Annotated in this window: 14 protein-coding genes and 1 riboswitch; of the genes, 5 read left to right on the forward strand and 9 right to left on the reverse strand. The window is 49.9% G+C overall.

Going from position 1 to position 19,696, the window contains the following annotated elements; genetic code table 11:
• Window positions 1-42: 42 nt before the first annotated feature.
• The 4 genes from BMZ51_RS15355 to BMZ51_RS15370 all read right to left on the reverse strand — a co-directional run bounded on the left by BMZ51_RS15355 (window position 43) and on the right by BMZ51_RS15370 (window position 5,248).
• Window positions 43-981 (reverse strand): ABC transporter substrate-binding protein, encoded by a 939-nt coding sequence (locus tag BMZ51_RS15355; protein WP_068004127.1) that lies wholly within the window; start codon window positions 979-981, stop codon window positions 43-45.
• A gap of 27 nt (window positions 982-1,008) precedes the next feature.
• Window positions 1,009-1,767 carry an ABC transporter permease gene (locus tag BMZ51_RS15360; protein ID WP_244271362.1) on the reverse strand — a complete coding sequence of 253 codons (759 nt, stop codon included), beginning with the start codon at window positions 1,765-1,767 and terminating at the stop codon, window positions 1,009-1,011.
• A 142-nt stretch (window positions 1,768-1,909) separates the two neighbouring features.
• Window positions 1,910-2,017: riboswitch (TPP riboswitch) on the reverse strand.
• Between the two features lie 125 nt (window positions 2,018-2,142).
• Entirely contained in the window at window positions 2,143-3,918 is a 1,776-nt protein-coding gene (locus BMZ51_RS15365) for a hypothetical protein (protein ID WP_068004124.1), read from the reverse strand.
• Between the two features lie 37 nt (window positions 3,919-3,955).
• Window positions 3,956-5,248, reverse strand: a complete 1,293-nt coding sequence (locus BMZ51_RS15370) for an adenylosuccinate synthase (protein ID WP_068004122.1) — start codon at window positions 5,246-5,248, stop codon at window positions 3,956-3,958.
• 365 nt (window positions 5,249-5,613) lie between these two features.
• Between BMZ51_RS15370 and BMZ51_RS15375 the strand changes: the two genes are divergently transcribed.
• Together BMZ51_RS15375 and BMZ51_RS15380 are read left to right on the forward strand one after the other, a co-directional pair.
• The gene (locus BMZ51_RS15375) at window positions 5,614-6,543 is read left to right on the forward strand and encodes a DMT family transporter (protein WP_074882141.1); all 930 of its coding nucleotides are present in this window, start codon (window positions 5,614-5,616) and stop codon (window positions 6,541-6,543) included.
• Between the two features lie 115 nt (window positions 6,544-6,658).
• Window positions 6,659-7,489 (forward strand): amidohydrolase family protein, encoded by an 831-nt coding sequence (locus tag BMZ51_RS15380; protein ID WP_068004120.1) that lies wholly within the window; start codon window positions 6,659-6,661, stop codon window positions 7,487-7,489.
• 103 nt (window positions 7,490-7,592) lie between these two features.
• Here the strand turns inward: BMZ51_RS15380 and BMZ51_RS15385 are convergent, their stop codons facing one another.
• From BMZ51_RS15385 to BMZ51_RS15395, 3 genes are all read right to left on the reverse strand, one after another.
• Window positions 7,593-8,639 (reverse strand): M42 family metallopeptidase, encoded by a 1,047-nt coding sequence (locus BMZ51_RS15385; protein WP_068004117.1) that lies wholly within the window; start codon window positions 8,637-8,639, stop codon window positions 7,593-7,595.
• Between the two features lie 135 nt (window positions 8,640-8,774).
• A complete protein-coding gene (gene serA / locus BMZ51_RS15390) occupies window positions 8,775-10,370 on the reverse strand; it encodes a phosphoglycerate dehydrogenase (protein ID WP_068004110.1) in 1,596 nt (531 codons plus the stop codon).
• A gap of 133 nt (window positions 10,371-10,503) precedes the next feature.
• Window positions 10,504-11,676, reverse strand: coding sequence for a phosphoserine transaminase (locus BMZ51_RS15395; RefSeq protein ID WP_068004109.1), 1,173 nt, complete (start codon window positions 11,674-11,676; stop codon window positions 10,504-10,506).
• A 421-nt stretch (window positions 11,677-12,097) separates the two neighbouring features.
• On the opposite strand from BMZ51_RS15395, the gene BMZ51_RS15400 reads away from it, so the two are divergent.
• The 3 genes from BMZ51_RS15400 to BMZ51_RS15410 all read left to right on the forward strand — a co-directional run bounded on the left by BMZ51_RS15400 (window position 12,098) and on the right by BMZ51_RS15410 (window position 16,941).
• Window positions 12,098-12,538, forward strand: coding sequence for a MarR family winged helix-turn-helix transcriptional regulator (locus BMZ51_RS15400; RefSeq protein WP_068004106.1), 441 nt, complete (start codon window positions 12,098-12,100; stop codon window positions 12,536-12,538).
• Between the two features lie 99 nt (window positions 12,539-12,637).
• On the forward strand, window positions 12,638-13,765 hold the full coding sequence (locus tag BMZ51_RS15405; RefSeq protein ID WP_068004102.1) for an efflux RND transporter periplasmic adaptor subunit: 1,128 nt from the start codon (window positions 12,638-12,640) through the stop codon (window positions 13,763-13,765).
• An 8-nt stretch (window positions 13,766-13,773) separates the two neighbouring features.
• The gene (locus BMZ51_RS15410) at window positions 13,774-16,941 is read left to right on the forward strand and encodes an efflux RND transporter permease subunit (RefSeq protein ID WP_074882143.1); all 3,168 of its coding nucleotides are present in this window, start codon (window positions 13,774-13,776) and stop codon (window positions 16,939-16,941) included.
• 125 nt (window positions 16,942-17,066) lie between these two features.
• Here BMZ51_RS15410 and BMZ51_RS15415 read toward each other — a convergent pair whose 3' ends face one another.
• Window positions 17,067-17,861 (reverse strand): outer membrane protein, encoded by a 795-nt coding sequence (locus BMZ51_RS15415; RefSeq protein WP_068004099.1) that lies wholly within the window; start codon window positions 17,859-17,861, stop codon window positions 17,067-17,069.
• A 267-nt stretch (window positions 17,862-18,128) separates the two neighbouring features.
• Window positions 18,129-19,478: a phosphoglucosamine mutase gene (gene glmM, locus BMZ51_RS15420; RefSeq protein ID WP_068004097.1), complete on the reverse strand. Its 1,350-nt coding sequence runs from the start codon at window positions 19,476-19,478 to the stop codon at window positions 18,129-18,131.
• Window positions 19,479-19,696 lie beyond the last annotated feature (218 nt).

Here is a 19,696-nt window from a genome sequence, read left to right on the forward strand (position 1 = left end):
CCGAAACTCGGAGGCTCTAAATTTAGTTTAAGCCTATAACACTTAGCGCAATTCAACCGCATAGGTTTCAACAGGCGGCGCTGTTTTAATGAGCCCCTGTTCAATCAGAAAATTCGCGAAACGCTCATAGCGACCGATATCCAGTGCAGCTGGCCGGTTCGCAAAACGTGGCAGCGTATCTGCCCATGCGCGCTTGTTCAGTTCATCATCAAGGTTTGGATAGACCTCAAGGAAACCTTTCCAGGAATCCTCTGGGTTGTTCAGCAAGTAAACTGTTGCCGCTTCGATTGCAGTGATGAACTTCTTCAAACGAGGATCATCAAGCTTGTCTTTATGAGCCACATAAATCAGCTCATCGTAAACCGGAACACCATGCTCCTCAGGATAGAACGCACGGCCTTTCGCACCCTCAATTTCCATCTGGTTCAGCTCAAAGTTACGGTAACCGCCAATCACCGCATCAACCTGCCCCGCCATCAAAGCAGGAGAAAGAGAGAAGTTCACATTGATCAGCTCAACATCGTCGGTCGCAAGGCCAGCATTGGCAAACATCTTCCCAAGCATCGCACTTTCAAAACCGGACGTCGAATAACCAATCCGTTTACCTTTCAGGTCTGCAATTTCTTTGATTGGGCCATCTTCCAAAACCAACAACGTATTCAATGGCGTAGCAACCAATGTCCCAATACGCGTAAGCGGCATACCCTCATCAATTTGCGGGTGCAGAATCGGCTGATAAGAGACTGCGATATCCCCTTGGCCAGCAGCAACCAATTTAGGTGGCATAGAGGGGTCAGCTGGTTCAATCAATTCAACATCAAGGCCCTCTTTTTCAAAGAACCCTCGTGCCTTCGCAACAACGATTGGCGCATGATCTGGGTTAGCAAACCAATCCAGCAACACTGTCAGTTTATCAGCTGCTTGCACCTGAAGCGTACTTGCAAGCATTGCCGTCCCAAACAACATACCTAATTTTTTCATAGGCTTACGTCCTCATACTGTGAGAGATTAGATCTCTTTTTGCCAATAGATCATCCGAGAAGTAGCGAACTCAACAATCGCCCGAAGGCTCAGCACCATCACCGCAAGCAAAATCAATGCAGCAAACATCGTTGCTGTCTGCATCCGCGCATTCGCTTGAAGCATTATGAAAGCCAGCCCCCCTTTTGCACCTACCCATTCACCAACCACTGCGCCAATCGGAGCAAATACCGCTGCTATCCGCATGCCCGATGCCAGAGAGGGCAGCGCAGCAGGAATGCGGATAAAGCGGAGTGTTTGCCACCGGTTCAGGCGATGTAGTTTACCTAAGTCCAGCAGCGCTGTGTCTGTCCGCCGCAACCCGTCATAAAACGTTGAGGTCACGGAAAAGAAGATCACGATCACGGCCATAACCACTTTGGAGGCAAGGCCAAAGCCAAACCAAAGCACCAGCAAAGGCGCGATGGCGAACACAGGAAGGGATTGAGTAGCCGCAATCGGGGGAAGTAAAAACTGGCGCGCTTTTACCGACATACTCAGCAACAAGGCCAAGCTGGCTCCGGCGCTCACGCCAAAGACAAACCCCAGAAGAGTCTCATAGGCCGTGATGCTGGCATGGTGCAGTAAGAACGCACCCTGATTGACGAAGGCAAAGTAAACCGCAGCAGGAGGTGGCAACAGGAACGGAGGAAGCTCCCAAATCCGAACCACCACATCCCACAAGGCGACAAAAACTGCCAACCCCAACACCGTCCGAGACATACGTATGAGAACCCGCTTCAACATCCAAGCCTCGTAGAACAAGAGCGTTGAATGGAATTGAAAGCACGGGACGCTTTCAAAACAGCGGAGCTCTTTATGGCTCTCATGAAGATTTTATACATAGGATCTCCTAGGTCGGCACATAGCAAACATGGAGATCCGGGAATAATGGCTCGGGTCCCGTCCCTTCGCCGGCATTACCCGGATCAGGTTCAAAGGGTCTAGCTCTAGGCAATCTCAGCTTCTCTGAAGAAAAGCACCCCTCGGAATAGCGAGGAACATGCGTGTTTATGCTGGAGTTTGCAAGAAAAATTTATCATCAGAACAAGTTAATAAAAAAAGCCCCGGCTCTTCACGAGCCGGGGCTTTTCAATTTAATCCAATCCAATGACGCCCAGATTACTTCCAGCTCTGGATTGCTTGAGCAACAACCTGGTTGCCGGTTGTACCTTTTTCGAAGGTCAACATTGCACGGCGACCATTGAGGTAAAGCAGTGGAACATCAATCCATTCACGCTCTGTAAGGCGCTGAAGATTCTTTGCCTTGTCCGCTTCACTATCAGACAGAGCGATCCAGAACAGAGTATCGGAAACCTTCACAGCAGCGCCATCCAATGGCTCACCTGCTTCAGACTCGGTTTTCTTCAAGATCAAGCCTGGAACTTTCTCAACGCCTTTTCCATCAAATCCCTCAGGTAGCATGAAGCTCAGCTCAAGGAGATGGCTCGCCGGCAGAGATTTGTCATTGTTCGGCTTTAACTTCATCTCAACAGAGAAGTCGCGAGATGGTAAAGTCGCAACGGCCTTGATAACCGGTATCCCGTTCTCATCATCCAACGACCAGATTACGTTACCACGAGAAGCAGAGCCCGCTGTACCCGGCGTCGAAGCTTCTTCATAAAGAATACTCTGCTGGGCGACTGGAGAAATGGCAGTCTCTGTACCAGCGCTCTCAGCGGGTGGAACTGAGCTTGTTTCGACTGCAGCCACCTCTTGCGCAGGTTCTTTTTCCGGCAAAACCTGAGCAGAACCAGAGTTTTCGGCAGGCGCGGATGGTGTATCAACCGTCCTCAGAACAGGAGCTGTAGCAGTGCTGTCAGTGGCCGTGGCGCTGGAAGAGTTCCGCGTGATCCGCGTTGTCGTCACACGCGTTGCCTCTGGAGATACTTTCGCACCCTCATCAGATGGTAAGAGACGGTCAGTGTTCTTTTTCGGCGCGCGCTCAGGCTCAACACGCAGCGGCTCATCCCCATTTGTAGAGGCACCGTTTGCTCCACCGGTTTCACTTGTCTCTACCGGCAATATGAGAGAGAGAATTGTGCCGCGTTGACTGTAAACACCCGCAGCAACCGCCAAAATAATAGCAGCCACAATCAGCATACTCACAAAACGACGGGCATTGGAGGGCTTCAAGCCTTCCTCTTGCTCAATCGCATCGCCAACCCGCTGCGCCACAACAGGTTTACGAGAAGATGAAGGTTTTTTGCTCGCTTTCGGCTGAACCTTGGCAGGCTCGTCAATTTCAGGGCGAGTCTTTGCCCGTGTTTCTAGTTTAGAGCGGCGAGCCTCGCCTGGCACCCATGAGCGCTCTTCAGCACTGGTCTTCACCGCACCTTTGGTTGGCAAGGATTCAGCAGCTTTGCGTTCTTCGCTCTCATCCATAGAGCCCAGATCAGGCTCTTTGCGCGCGTTAGACGCCTCTGGCAATTGATCACGTGCGATCTGATTAGCCTGATGCGCTGCATTGCCAAGATCCTGTGCAGCGCGAACCGCCTCTTTGAAAACATCAGATTTTGAGGCAGGCGCTTTCGGCTCTTCGCGTGCTGGAGCTTTTGCCTTTGGATCCGCCGCCTTTGACTTATCCTGTGAAGGCGAAGGCGCAGCCGGACTATCCGGATTGGTAGGAGCCGGCTGCTGCGGATTTGGAGCTGGGGTAGTTTTTGGCCGCCCCAACCCAAGTGATTCCCGAGCAGCTTCAGCTTCGACCTTACGAATGGCCTCTTCAAGCTTCAGCTGCTCCTCAGTAATCTGAGAGGGAGACAGTGGAGGATCGTAACTCTTAAGTTGCTTTACAATCGCATTACGCGCGCGTTGATAAACTGCCCGCCGCGCGGAACCAGTATTCTCTTGTAAACCAGCTACCGCTTTTCTCAAAACGGAATTATAGTCCGCCATTTAACTGCCCAATGCCCCCAGAGCTTCAGTTCTAGACTTAATCCTGGAACGGGTTTTGAACCAGGATTGTGTCATCACGTTCAGGACTTGTTGATAACAGAGCAACCGGGGCACCAATCAACTCTTCAACATGCCGTACGTATTTCACAGCTTGTGCGGGTAATTCAGCCCAAGTACGTGCGCCTCGAGTTGACTCTTTCCAACCAGGCAGGGTCTCATAAATAGGGACAACCCGCGCCTGAGCACCCTGAGATGCCGGAAGGTAATCGATTCGCTCGCCGTCTAGCTCATAACCAACACAGATCTTAATTTCATCCAGTCCGTCCAAAACGTCAAGCTTTGTCAATGCAATCCCATTGATTCCGCTGGTGCAAACCGTTTGACGGACAATCACAGCGTCAAACCAGCCACACCGACGACGACGGCCAGTGTTCGTTCCAAACTCGTGACCCTTGGTACCAAGGAACTCACCAATTTCGTTTTGTTGTTCCGTCGGGAACGGACCTTCACCTACACGTGTGGTGTAAGCTTTGGTGATACCCAGAACATAATCGATAGAGTTTGGACCAAGACCACTACCAGCAGCAGCTTGACCTGCAACTGTATTAGAAGAAGTTACAAACGGATATGTGCCGTGGTCATTATCCAGAAGAGCACCCTGGGCACCTTCAAACAACAAACGCTTTCCTGCGCGGCGCGCTTTGTCGAGCATGTACCAGGCTTTTTCCATGTACGGCAGAATCTGATCGGCAACGCTTTCCAGCTCATTGTAGATTGCGTCCGCTGTAATTTCCTCACGACCAAGACCGCGCAGGATTGCATTGTGATGCGTCAGCAGGCGATCAATCTTTGCAGGAAGCGTGCTCATGTTGGCAAGATCCATCACGCGGATCGCACGACGGCCAACCTTATCTTCATATGCAGGACCGATGCCGCGCTTGGTTGTACCAATTTTGGTACCAGCTGGGCTTGCATCTTCACGCAGAGCATCAAGCTCGCGGTGCAAACTAAGGATAAGTGTAGCGTTGTCGGCAACACGCAAAATCTCTGGAGAGATCTTTACGCCCTGGGCTTCAAGGCGTGCAATCTCAGCCACCAGTGCATGAGGGTCAATTACGACGCCATTGCCAATAACGGAGAGTTTGCCGCGAACAACACCAGATGGTAGCAGTGCCAGCTTGTAGCTGGTTCCATCAATAACAAGCGTATGGCCTGCATTGTGCCCACCTTGGAAGCGCACAACTACATCAGCTTGCTCTGAGAGCCAGTCGACAAGCTTACCCTTGCCTTCGTCACCCCATTGAGATCCAACAACAACTACGTTGGCCATGGTTTTCAGCCCTCCTGCGGCTGTCGGCGTCATTGATCACGCCGTCATACGATTTGCTATTTCTGTATAAAGTGGCTTGTCAGCTCAGAATACAAATCGTGAGAGACAACATAAAAAACCCCGGCGTAAAAGCCGGGGCGCAGTTACAGCACCTTATAGTCTGTCAATCTCGTAAATACGAGCCCTTTCACACGAATTTGGCTGAAGACCTGTAAGTTTTTTATGCCTAAACCACATGACTGTTGATTATTACACTCGCAAAACGGGTCGTCGTGCTCTCAAGTCAAATGTTAGTAATGCCTCAGCCCTCAAACATGAATTTTATGCAGCCTTTGCAATTTTTTTCGTTTCAATGAGTACACGTCATGAGTGAACAGAAAACGACACTTCTAAGCTGGTCACTTCTCATCTTGCTGGGAACCATATGGGGCGGTGCATTCTTCTTCGCCCGGATCGCCGTCGTTGAGATTGACCCGATCACACTTGTTTTCATGCGTGTATCAATCGCGGCGACTGCTATGTGGTGTTTCGTGCTTGCGTCCAAGCAAGCCGTGCCCCGATCCGTTGGTTGGATAGTGCGTCTGTTGCTGCTCGGCTTACTTAATAATGTAATACCCTTCTCACTCATCTTCTGGGCACAACAATATATTCCCTCCGGGCTGGCATCTGTACTCAATGCCTTCACACCCATTTTCACTATGTTGGTCATGCAGGTATTTCGCGGTGAGGAAAAGCTAACACCAACCAAACTGGTAGCAGCAGTGATAGGTATTTCCGGCGTGGCAATCATGGTCGGCACAGACGCATTGAGCGGAGCAACAGACCAGATCATCCCTCAGCTGGCCGTTTTGGGAGCTGCCTTGTCATATGCTCTGGCCGCATTCCTGATCATGCGCCTGCAAAAACTACCACCTGCGACACTTGCAACAGGGCAACTTTCCGCCTCAACGCTGCTTCTTATCCCGGCATTATTCTTTACTGCGCCAACGCAGCAGCTTTTAAACGCGTCACTCCTGACATGGGCAAGTACGCTGGTACTTGCTCTCATCTGCACTGCCTTCGCTTACATTCTTTATTTTCAGCTATTCAAGCTTGCCGGAGCAACCAAGGCAGCTTCAGTTACGCTTCTCATTCCAGTAAGCGCAATCATTCTGGGGGCTGTGTTCTTGAATGAGCGTCTGGAGGCTAACCACTGGGCCGGCATGATAGCCATCTTCGTGGCTCTGTTATTGATCGATGGCCGGTTAAAGTTCTCATTTGCACGGCAAACAACTCGAACCGAACCCAACCACTAATCAATATGACGTAATGGTAAAGCTAACTCTTCCATAAACAGGCACTTCTCGCTTACAGTCAGTCAGAGGAGTTAAGCTCCATATATATTCTGTACCTGTCTTGGGAGAAGATAGATTGATTATTGACGCATGGGCACAACACCCAACGCTTAGGCATATTCAAGATCCGATTTTTGATTCATTGCGCCGCTGGACCAAAACTCCTCTTCCGCAACAAGCGCCACCGGTAAGTCTCACCGTAGCCATGATGGACGCAGCAAACATCGACATCAGCCTCATCAGCGCATGGGAAGCACCACGCAACTCCATGATTTCTAACGATGAGGTTGCAGGCTTCGTGGCGCAAGCGCCAGATCGTCTTGTTGGAATTGGGTCCGTCGATATCTCCAAACCAATGCAGGCTGTTAAAGAGATTCGCCGCTGTGTGGAAGAACTGGGTTTCAAGGGGATCCGCGTTCTGCCATGGTTATGGGAGTTGCCACCAACGGACCGCCGCTTCTACCCAGTTTACACCGTCTGCGCCGAGCTAGGCATTCCATTTTGCACTCAAATTGGTCACACAGGGCCACTCATGCCAAGTGAAGTTGGACGTCCGATCTATCTGGATCAGGTTGCCCTCGACTTCCCTGAGTTGACCATCATCGGCGGTCATATCGGCTACCCATGGACGGAGGAAGCAATCGCGGTGGCGACCAAGCATGAAAATGTCTATATCGACACCTCCGCCTACACAGCAAAACGCTACCCACCTGAGCTGGTGCAATTCATGAAGGGTCGGGGCAAACACAAAGTTCTGTTTGGCACCAACTACCCCATGATTACCCCCCAACAGGCACAGGACGGATTCGACGCTCTTGAATTAGATGATAAATGCAAATCACTATTTCTAGCGGAAAATGCCATGCGCGTGTTCAAACTCGATCAACATGCAACCGTAACGGTTTAGCTGGCCAAAGGCTTGCGCCTCATCAAATGTCGCTCAATATCATACGCTCTGGCAATTGTTACCCGCCAGAGCGTGCCCACCTACACAGATATGGCAAAGCGCATTAAGACCGCTGCAAATAGGCTGCCAAAATATCGCGTGCGGCAAGCAGGTCGTTCTTATGGATCATCTCTGTAACAGTGTGCACGTAACGTGTGCCAACCATGATCCCAACCGCTTTGGCACCAGCTGCCGCTTGCTGAGCCGCTGCACCATCCTGACCACCCCCAATTAACATGGTCCGCTGATAGGGAATTTCTTCCTCCTTCGCGATTTCCTCAATGTCGCTCACAAGCTGTGTGTCGGCAATAAAGAAGCTGTCCATCACATGAAGTCCGAAGCCTTTTCCTTGCACGGTGACATGGTCTTTTTCAGGAATATCCGGGGTGTCGCAGGACAATGAAACATCCACACCGATGCCAATATCTGGCTTCACAGAATACGCAGCGGTCTTTGCACCGCGCAAACCAACCTCTTCCTGACAAGTAAAGGCTACATAAATCTCGCTGGAATGCTTTGCATCACCCAATGCGCGGATTGCCTCAATACCAAGCCAGCAGGCCACCCTGTTATCAAGCGCTTTAGAAACAATCTTATCGCCAATCTCGATCAAGGGCTCATCCAGAGTCACCATGTCGCCGATCTTCACCACATCCTTGGTCTTTTCGCCAAGGCCCAAATCAATGACGAACTCATTCACCTGAGGAATCTTCTTGCGCTCTTCTGGCGAGGCAATGTGAACAGGCCGCCCGGCGGTGTTCATCACTCCCTTCAAATCCTCTGTATCAGTGGATACGAGCACACGACGGGAAAACAGATTGCGTGGATCGAAACCTCCAACAGGCTGAACATAGACAAACCCCTTCTCACTAATATGCGAGACAAGGAAGCCGATTTCATCCATATGGCAGAGCAGCATCACCTTTAGAGGTTTTTTGCCCTTCTTAGATTTCTTCCGTGGTGCACGTCGGCAAATCAAAGAACCCATAGGATCAGTTTGAACTTCGTCAAACATGCCTTCGATTTCGTTTAAAATTATTTCTCGTACTCTGTGCTCATGGCCGGGAACACCCGGTGTTTCACAAAGACGGCGCAGCAGATCAATATTCATCACTGACTTCCTACTGATAAATCAAACACTCCTTAGTTGAGCTTGTTTTGGATACATGAGCAACCAAATTACCTGTCTCAGCTAATAAAAAAGGCGGCCCAATGGCCGCCTCTTCTAATCTATGGTCCAATCAGATCACTGACCCGCGAAATGAAGCAGTTTTGCCTGCTTCACTTGTTTAATCGCTTCGATCTCTGAAATCGCAGTCTCTGGCAACTCACCATCAATCTCAACAAGACAGATCGCTTCTTCACCTTCAATCTTACGACCCAGGTTGAACGTTGCAATATTGATCTTTGCATCGCCGAGTATGGAACCCAGCTGACCAATAAAGCCCGGCTTATCTTCGTTGGTCACGTAGAGCATGTTTTCGCCAAGCTCCGCTTCCATATTGATGCCTTTGATCTGAATGATACGCGGCTTTTGATCACCAAACACAGTACCTGCAACCGAGCGTTCCTGACGCTCTGTTATAACAGTCAGGCGAATGTAGTTTTCATAGGCACCATGCTGCTCGCGGCGAACATCTTCAATAACAATGCCACGCTCTCTGGCAACTTCTGGAGCTGAAACCATATTCACGGTTTGAAGCAACGGACGAAGAACCCCTGTCAATGCAGCAGCTGTCATCGCTTTAACGTTCATTTCAGCAACATCACCTTCGTATTCAATACGAACAGCTTTAATGCCGGTTTCAGTCGCCTGCCCTGCAAACGAACCAAGTTGCTCAGCCAGTTTAACAAACGGAGCAAGGCGCGGAGCTTCCTCAGCAGAAATCGAAGGCATGTTCAGCGCATTGGTGACAGCACCGTTGACCAAATAGTCTGACATCTGCTCGGCAACCTGAAGCGCAACATTCTCCTGCGCTTCTGAAGTGGAGGCACCAAGGTGAGGTGTACAAACAAGATTTGGCGCACCAAACAGTGCATTTTCCTTGGCAGGCTCTTCCGTGAACACATCAACCGCAGCACCAGCAACCTTGCCGCTATCAAGCGCTGTACGCAAAGCAATCTCGTCAACCAAACCACCACGAGCACAGTTGATCAGGTAGACACCGTCTTTCATGGTCTCAATCGCTTCAGCATCAATGATGTTGCGCGTGCGGTCTGTCAGCGGTGTATGCAAAGTAATAAAGTCAGCACGCTTGAACAGGTTTTCCAACTCAACCTTCTCAACACCAAGGTCAATGGCGCGTTCTTGAGAGAGGAATGGATCGAAGGCAATAACCTTCATCTTCAAGCCAATAGCCCGGTCCGCAACGATCGAACCAATATTACCACACCCAACAAGACCAAGCGTTTTAGAGGTAACCTCGTTACCCATAAAGCGGGATTTTTCCCACTTGCCGGCCTGCGTTGAAACATCCGCAGCCGGAATCTGACGTGTCACGGCAAACATCATCGCAATCGCATGCTCAGCAGTTGTGATCGCATTGCCGAACGGCGTGTTCATGACCACGATACCCTTGGCAGTCGCAGCCGGAATATCAACGTTATCAACGCCAATACCAGCGCGGCCAATAACCTTCAGGTTGCTTGCAACAGCGATAATCTTTTCGGTCGCCTTAGTTGCGGAGCGGATCGCAAGACCGTCATACTGACCAATAATTTCAGCAAGCTTTTCTTTGTCCTTGCCAACGTCAGGCAAGAAATCAACATCGCAGCCACGGTCTTTGAAGATCTGCACAGCAGCAGGGGAAAGCTTATCGGAAATAAGAACTTTAGGAGCCATCGGGCTAACCTTTCAATGCAACAAAGGCATCTCACGACACGTTTCTGGTCGTTAATAAGATACACTTCACTCGTCAGCTTAACCGGTCACATGACGCGACCGGAACTTTGTCATCTATATGAAAGTATTGGCGTTATGCCGAAGCAAGCGCTGCTTTTTGAGTAGCAAAAGCATAGTCCAACCAAGGAATAAGCGCTTCAACATTGGCCGTTTCTACCGTTGCACCACACCAGATCCGAAGACCGGAAGGAGCATCGCGGTAAGCACCGATGTCAAAGGCTACTTCTTCTTTGTCGAGGAAGCTCACAATCGCCTTAGCAAATGCCGCCTGAGCGTCTGCATCCAATGCAGAGATTTCAGGATCAACAATCTTCAAACACACGGAGGTGTTGGAACGAGTCGCCGGATCAACAGCGAGAAAATCAACCCACTGTGTTTTCTCAGCCCAAGTCGTGATTGCTGCTGTATTTGCATCTGCCCGTGCAATGAGTGCTTTCAAACCACCAAGCTCTTTGGCCCAACCCAAAGCATCCAGGTAATCTTCAACGCAAAGCATGCTTGGCGTGTTGATGGTCGCACCACTAAAGATGCCGTCAATCAGCTTCCCACCTTTGGTAAGGCGGAAGATTTTTGGCATTGGCCATGCTGGAGTGTAGCTCTCAAGACGCTCAACAGCACGGGGGGATAAGATAAGCACGCCATGCGCAGCTTCACCACCCAGAACCTTCTGCCAGGAATATGTCACAACATCGAGCTTATCGAACTCAAGATCCTGAGCGAAAGCCGCAGAAGTTGCATCACAGATGGTCAATCCCTTGCGGTCAGCCGGGATAAAGTCACCGCTTGGAACACGAACACCAGAGGTGGTGCCATTCCAGGTGAAGACCACATCATGATCGAAATCTATAGATGAGAGATCTGGCAGCTCACCATAATCAGCTTCAATCTTGCGAGCATCCGCTAGTTTGAGCTGTTTCAAAACATCAGAAACCCAACCAGAACCAAAACTCTCCCAGGCAACCATGTCGACTGGGCGCTCTCCAAGCAGCGACCACAGTGCCATTTCAACAGCACCAGTGTCAGAAGCAGGAACAATTCCGATTTTGTAATCAGCGGGCACTTCGAGGACTTCACGAGTCAACTCGATAGCTTCTTTCAGCTTAGCCTTACCGATCTTAGAGCGGTGTGATCTGCCAAGCGGCGCATCCGTTAAGGCTGCGGGTGTCCATCCAGGACGCTTGGCACAAGGGCCCGAAGAAAAGTTCGGGTTCGCCGGTTTTGTCGCCGGCAACGTCATATTTGTCATTTTAGCTATCCTCACAGATAGGCGCCCTTCGTTGGGGAAGGGTGTCCCACGGACGGGTCTAAGCGAAACGACGTACCTCGTCAACACGTGTTTTCAGCTAGCAAAACAAACAGACCAATAAACGCAGGGCATCATTGTGTTTATTTCACAAACCGGCCCGGTGGATAACCATTATTTCAATAGAGTCTATAAGGCCTACAATGTCATAGGGAAGAGAGTCACATGACAGACTCATGCAATTTACACCAAGAGAGGATGCTCACCCCCTCTCCTTCCGCCAAGCAACACGTTGACAAAGCCTCTCTTCTTCGATAAGAGTGCATATGCACTTATTTATTGCATAGCTGTGTAACTGGACTTAAATCCAAACCCAGCCATTGGCTAGGATAACGAAGACAAGGTGTAAAAGCCGAGGTGTAGCATGACAAACTTAGATCACTATAGTTCAGAGACTTTTGAAGAGGCCTGTGTTTGCCAAGCAATGCGACGGGTCGCCCGTAACATTACACGCCGCTACGAGCATGCTCTAAAGCCAGTTAACCTAAAGGCTGGTCAGTTCACCATTCTTGCCTCTCTATTGCTCGATGAACCAATCAAACTGAGCGATCTGGCAAATGGCCTGGGCATGGATCGTACAACGCTGACAAAAGATCTGGCGCCTCTTGAACGGCGTAGCCTAGTAGAATCTTTGCCAAATAAAACAGACCGTCGGATCCGCGACTTAGCCCTTACAGAGCAAGGGAAGACACTTCTGAAGCAAGCGATCCCTTTGTGGGACAAAGCTCAGAAAGTCACATTAAAGCAACTGGACACCTCTGAATGGCGCTCTCTTCGTTCCGGTCTCGATAAGCTGACAGCCTGAAGATCACCTAAATCGGTTCACCGGTTCAACATTAATTTCATAGGTGCATATCCACCTATCTCGTTACCCCAATACGATTGAATAGAAGGACATGAAGCCATGAAACTTCGAAAGCCAACAATACTACGCAGTGGTGCAGTATTCCTTTTTCTAGGCATACTGGGTGCAGGCACTTTAACAATGCATCACTTATCTGGCTCCAAAAGCCAAGCCAGCGACTTCGCGCAGAAACTCATCCCTGTTCAAAGTGATTTCATCAAGCTTTCAGGTGGCTATCAGATTGAAGACGAATTTGTCGGTCGGCTGGAACCTGCGCAGCAGTCCAACGTTGCCTTTGAGCAAAACGGGCTTGTACTTTCTATGGAAGCCGATGAAGGAGACAGAGTCCAAAAAGGTGACATTATCGCCCGCTTGGACACGCAAATCCTAGAGGCAGAACGCACCCGACTGGAAGGCCAGCTTCAACAGGTCTCTTCTCAGCTAAGGCTCTCAGTTCTTACCGAAAAAAGACAGATAATACTGCGCGACAAAGGGCATGTGACACAACAAAAAGCTGATGAAGCAAGCTTAAACAGAGCCGCTCTGGAAGGTCAGAAAGCTGCCGTTGTCGCCGCCTTGAAGAGCAATGAAATTAGCCTGAAAAAATCCGTTTTGTATGCTCCTTTTAACGGCACCGTTGGTCAGCGTTATCTCGACACGGGCAGTGTGATTAGCGCCGGAACACCGGTTGTAAACTTACTTGAGACCGACAAGCCACAAGTACGCCTTGGTATTTCTCCTGAAGCTGTGAAAGGCCTTAAAACTGGTCAGTCTGTAGAATTCTATGCGGACAGCCAAACCTTGCAAGGCAGCATCCTCGCAATACGGCCCGACATTTCACAACAAACACGCACCGTATCCATCCTCGCCCAGATTGAGAACAAAAAAGACGGACGTTTCGGCGACACTGTGCGTTTAAAACTCCCACGCCACATCGCCGCCAGTGGAAGCTGGGTTCCGATCTCCGCCTTGTCTGAGGGCGAAAAGGGCCTTTGGGTTGTTTTGACACTAGCCCCTCAAGAGGAAGGCCAAAGCTACCGTGTAACCAAGGATGCGGTTGAAGTTCTTTATACAGATGGGAAGTCTGCCTATGTCCGCGGCGCTTTGAGCGAGGGTCAGCGATACATAAGCTCTGGGCGCAATCGGATTATTCCCGGCCAGCAGGTAACCCTAGCCAAAGCATCGTGAACGGAACCATGAAAACACTTCTATATAGAAATACACGTCTCCTGTTTCTAGTTCTCTCCGTGATCGTTGCACTTGCAATCTTGGCCATTAATTCAATAGGACGCCAGGAAGACCCGTCCATCACAGGCATCTATGCAACCATTGTAACGCCATATCCAGGCGCCGAACCGGCCCGGGTAGAAGCGTTGGTGACAGAGAAAGTCGAGGAGAAACTGCGCGAAATACCAGAAATTGAAGACATCAATTCGCTCTCAAAATCTGGTGTGTCCGTTGTCTCCGTCGAGCTGTCAATTTACCTGCCCCATGATGAGATTGAACAAGTCTGGTCAGAGCTTCGTGACGCAGTTGCCGAGGCATACAACAACTTCCCAAGTGGCGTTCCCGAACCGCAAATTGATATCGACCGTTTTGGCGCTTTTACGACCATCAGCGCCATTGGTATGAACGGCTCAGTGCCTGTCAACCCAGCCCTGCAAAGGCGATATGCAGAGCTGCTTCAAGATCAACTGCGGCAGGTTCCAGACACCAAACTGGTGCGGATCTACGGTGATCAGGAGGAAGAAATCCGCATTTCGGTTGAACCAGAGTGGATGGCTTCCCTTGGCATCACTATGGATGACATTGCAAACCTTTCACGAGCTGCAGATGTGAAGGTTCCAGCAGGGCAGCTCTACGGCAATTCTCTCACGCTTCCTCTAGAGGTTGATGGCGAAATTGATAGTCTGCAACGGGTGCGCAATATCCCGATCACGTCAGATGAAAATGGCTCCATTCTTCGGCTCGGGGACATAGCCAGAATTGAGCGCGTAACAGCAGACCCACCGCGTGAGTTGGCTTATGCCAACGGCCACCAAGTGGTTCTTGTCGGTGCGCAGATCGAAAGCGATCGCCGCGTTGATGTCTGGATCACTGACGTCTACAAAACCCTTCAGTCTTTTGAAGCCGAACTGCCTGCGGGCCTTTCTCATGAGCTACTCTTTGACCAAAGCAAATACACTGCCGAGCGCTTTGTAACCCTTGGCAAGAATATGCTCATCGGTATCGCGCTGGTAGTCTTGGTTCTGTTTGTCTCTCTTGGGTGGCGCTCAGCAGTGGTTGTTGCGAGCATCATTCCGCTGGCGACCATGGGAACCTTGATTATTATGAACGCGCTGGGTCTTGAGATTCAGCAAATGTCCATAACCGGTCTCATCGTTGCCCTTGGCCTTTTGGTCGATGCAGCAGTCGTTATGTCAGACGAGATCAAGCGGAGAATACAAGATGGACTTTCAGCCTTAGAGGCCGTGAGAGATTCCGTTGGCCGCCTGACTATTCCGCTCTTGGCATCTACCGTGACCACCATTTTAGCCTACGTACCAATGTCTTTGCTTCCCGGCCCTCCGGGTGACTTCGTTGGCTCGATTGCCATGAGCGTTATGATCATGCTGGCCGTTTCCTTTATCCTGGCAGTGACGGTTGCCCCTGCTATTGCCGGTAAGCTGATGGCAAAAGGTCAGCGAGAGGCAACAGCATTTTGGCAGACCGGAATTTCACTACCCCGGTTAGGCCGTGCTTTTGATGCTTCAATCCGCCTTGCATTGGAACACAAAGGACCTGCAATTGTAGGCTCACTGGTTCTGCCAATCATGGGTTTTCTGGTATTTCCAACACTAACAGCCCAGTTCTTCCCAGGTGTGGAACGCGACCAGTTGTACATTGAGGTCAAAATGCCTGGCGACACGGCATTTGCGACAACGAAAAGCCTTGTCCAAAGGATGGATGCAACCCTTCAACAAGAAGAGGACATCAAACGGTCATTCTGGGTTGTCGGCGAAAGCGCACCTTCATTTTATTACAATATGAAAATGAACCAGGATGGCGTCCCAAGCTATGCAGAAGCGCTAATAACAACAGTATCGCCAGAGGCAACCGAGCGCCTCATTCCTGCCCTGCAAGATCAATTGGACAAGGACTATCCAGAAGCGCAGATTTTGGTCCGTGGTCTGGTACAAGGCCCTCCTGTGGATGCGCCAGTAGAAATCAGACTATTCGGTACGGACCTTGAAGTCCTTCGTCAGTACGGCGAAACCGTACGCCAATCCATGTCCAATGTACCTGAAATCACCCACACTCGGGCAAATTTGAGCGGTGCCGATCCAAAACTGCAATTCAAGCTGGATGAAGAAAAAGTCCGCCTCGCCGGTCTGACCCTTGGTGACGTTGCAAGACAAATTGACACGAACCTGTCAGGCACAGTCGGAGGCTCCCTCGTTGAAGCAAGTGAAGAACTGAACCTGCGCTTCCGCGTTGGCCAAACCAAGCGCGATAGCACCTATGACCTCAGATCAATGCTCATTATCCCGCTGCACACGTCGACAGCGACACAAAATGGGCAAGACCTGACCGCCATACCGCTATCAGCTTTGGGAACTCTGAATCTACAGCCATCTGATAGCCCAATTGCACGGCGCAATGGCGAACGAGTGAATACGGTTCAAGGCTTCATCAAACAAAGCACACTTCCAGAAGAATCTTTAAAGCAGGTCATGGCAAACCTTGATGCTGTCAACTTCAAACTACCACCTGGATACCGGCTGGAGCTTGGCGGAGATTCTGACGCTCGTGCTGAGACCGCTGCAAATCTGGCAAAATCCGCCGGGCTTGTCATCATCTTGACCATCATAACCATCTTCTTGACCTACGGTTCCTACCGCCTTTCGATCATCACACTGCTGGTGGCTGGTCTCTCGATGGGGTTAAGCCTGCTGTCCCTTGCTATATTCCAGTATCCATTTGGAATTAACGCCTTGATTGGAACGATTGGATCGATAGGTGTCTCTGTCAATGCTGGCATTATAATACTCACCGGACTGCAGGCCGATGAAAACGCTATGCAGGGCGACCCGAAAGCCATACGCGGTGTTGTTAACCGCTCCTCTCGGCATATCCTATCAACCACGCTAACAACAGTTGGGGGCTTTACCCCACTGATTATTGGAGCAGGTTCCTTCTGGCCACCATTTGCCATGGCAATTGCAGGAGGTGTTTTCCTCTCAATGGTGATCTCGTTCTACTTCACGCCAGTCATGTTTGCCCTCACACTGAGCAAGAAACACGCAGCAGCGGACGGAGCACAGCAAAGATCTGCCGAATTTCAGGATAAGGAGCAGATCAGCATCATGGCTGCAGCAGAATAACTGCATCCGCTAAATTATAGAAAAGGGAGCTATGCTTATCGATAAGCATAGCTCCCTTTAATTTTCACCGCATTTCAAGTCAGACCACAACGAACCTTGCAAATCTACGAAAAGCAGACTTTGCTTTAGTATTTCGTGACAATAGGCGCATCATATCTTTGGTTTGAAGAGCCACCGAATTCATAGCGCAACCCAACGCGCACTTCATGTGCTGCAAGGTTATCGTATTTGATACCTGAGACAGTTCCGTTACTTGCAAAAGACTTTGTCTTAACAGCCCCGATGTTCAGATAACGGTAGCCCGCGTCGATATTCCAGTTGCTGTTAATTTCGTAGGAAGTGCCTGCCATGAGGGCCCACGAGAAATTCCACCAGTGCCCCTTAGGATAGTCGACCCGGGTACCATCAGGGTTGATCGCGCGTACATTTTTCACGTTCAAGGACGACGCACCAATACCTGCGCCTACATATGGCGTAAAACCATTGTAGTGACCCAAGTCAGCGTAAACATTCCAAAGAATTGTCCAAACGTCCAGCGTGGCAAATTCATCAGAAGCTTCGACCCCACCACTACAGGCACCAATACAATCGACTCTCCCTCGGAAGTCAGAATCCCACTCGTAGTCCACTGTGACATCAGTGCGAATATAGTCATTCATGCGGAAACCAACACCGACACCAACAACACCTGTTGGATCGAGTTCTTCATCATTGAACTTGATGTGCGAAAACTTGGTCTTTGGGTCTCGGTAGACCTTGTAACCAATATCGCCACGCAAATACCAACCGCCACCAATTTCAATCTCTGGAAGCTCAGGCTCTTCAACAAAAACTGGTGCTGGCAGATCGGCTGCATAAGCAACTGTAGACGACACCAATGCAGCAGCAGTCAAAGACAACAATTTACTAAAATACTTCATGCTCATGTCCTCTCAAACGGCACCGGTCCACGTGACAGTAGCCCTTGAATAAAACCTAAGCATTTTCTACAGGCAAAGAATTACCTATAAATTAACCAGTATTATTAACCCTAATATTTATTATTAACAAATAACTAATGCAGCTCTTCTTTGCTATTTCATAATAGTTAATTTACATTTACTTATGCGAAGCGCAATCATAAAAACAAACAAGGCGGATATCCGAAAATACCCGCCTTGTTATTCAAAAATTTGCTTTTATTTCAATTAACTAGAAGCTGCAGCCTTCACAGCAGAGACGATACTGTCAACGACCTTATGCAGAAGCTTTTCATCGTCTGCTTCGCCCATCACACGGATGAGTGGCTCAGTACCAGAAGCACGAATAACAAGGCGCCCCTGTTTGCCGAGTTTCTTTTCACCGGCCTTGATTACGGCCTGAACACTCTCATCATTGAGCGGTTCACCGCCTTTATAACGCACATTTATAAGGATCTGAGGCACCGGAACGAATCGGTTACAGACTTCAGAAACCGGCTTATCCATCTTCTTCACACAAGCGAGGATCTGCAACGCAGCAACCAACCCATCTCCGGTGGTTCCAAAGTCAGACATCACAATATGGCCAGACTGCTCTCCGCCGACATTGAAGCCAATCTCTCGCATACGCTCCACAACGTAGCGGTCACCAACCTTCGCACGCACCAGAGTTAAACCCAGTGTTTGCAAGTAACGATCCAGGCCTAGGTTCGACATCACCGTGGCGACGATACCTGGGGCAGACAAGCGCCCCTCTTCATTCCAGGATTCTGCGATCACCGCCATGAGTTGGTCACCATCAACCACCTTGCTCTTTTCATCAACAATGATCACACGGTCAGCATCACCATCAAGTGCGATACCAATATCAGCGCGTACTTCATGCACTTTCTGCGCCAATGCCTCTGGCGATGTAGAGCCGCAATCCTTGTTAATATTGAGGCCGTTAGGGTCGACACCCATAGGGAAGACCTCAGCGCCCAATTCCCAAAGAATTTCAGGGGCCACGTTGTAAGCAGCACCGTTCGCACAATCGATGACAACTCGCATACCATTGAGTGACAAGTTCCGCGGCAAAGTGTGCTTGGCAAACTCAATGTAGCGATCTCGCGTACTGGCGACGCGCGTGGCACGACCAACCACCCCGGGCTCGGAAAGGTTCAGCGACATATCGCTATCAATCAGGCGCTCGATCTGAAGCTCGACTTCATCAGAGAGCTTAAAACCATCAGGCCCAAAAAACTTAATACCGTTGTCTTCAAACGGGTTATGACTTGCAGAAATCATCACACCAATATCAGCGCGCATGGAGCGCGTCAGCATGGCAACGGCGGGGGTTGGTGTCGGACCAAGTAAAAAGACATCCATGCCCATTGCGGTGAAACCAGCCACCAAAGCATTTTCGATCATGTAACCAGAAAGACGCGTATCCTTCCCAATTACAACCCTATGGCGATACTTGCCGCGCCGGAAAACAACGCCTGCAGCCATACCGACCTTCAGCGCAACCTCTGCGGTCATTGGCCATATATTTGCCGTACCGCGTATTCCATCTGTGCCAAAGTATTTTCGCGACATCTGGTACTTCCCCAAAATTCATAAAGGCCAAGAGCACCATCCCAAGGCGATTCAATAGGTATGGTGATACATGTTTGTTCCCGATCGGTCCTGTCAAATGATGTATCTAATTGTTACGGCTGATCTTGCAATCTATAGCAAGTCGACCTTTTACAATTCCCGATAATCACGACCAAAACACTGGGTAACATAACAAATGCCCGGCTTAATAGCCGGGC

This window comes from Pseudovibrio axinellae (genome assembly GCF_900110875.1).
GTDB lineage: Bacteria > Pseudomonadota > Alphaproteobacteria > Rhizobiales > Stappiaceae > Pseudovibrio > Pseudovibrio axinellae.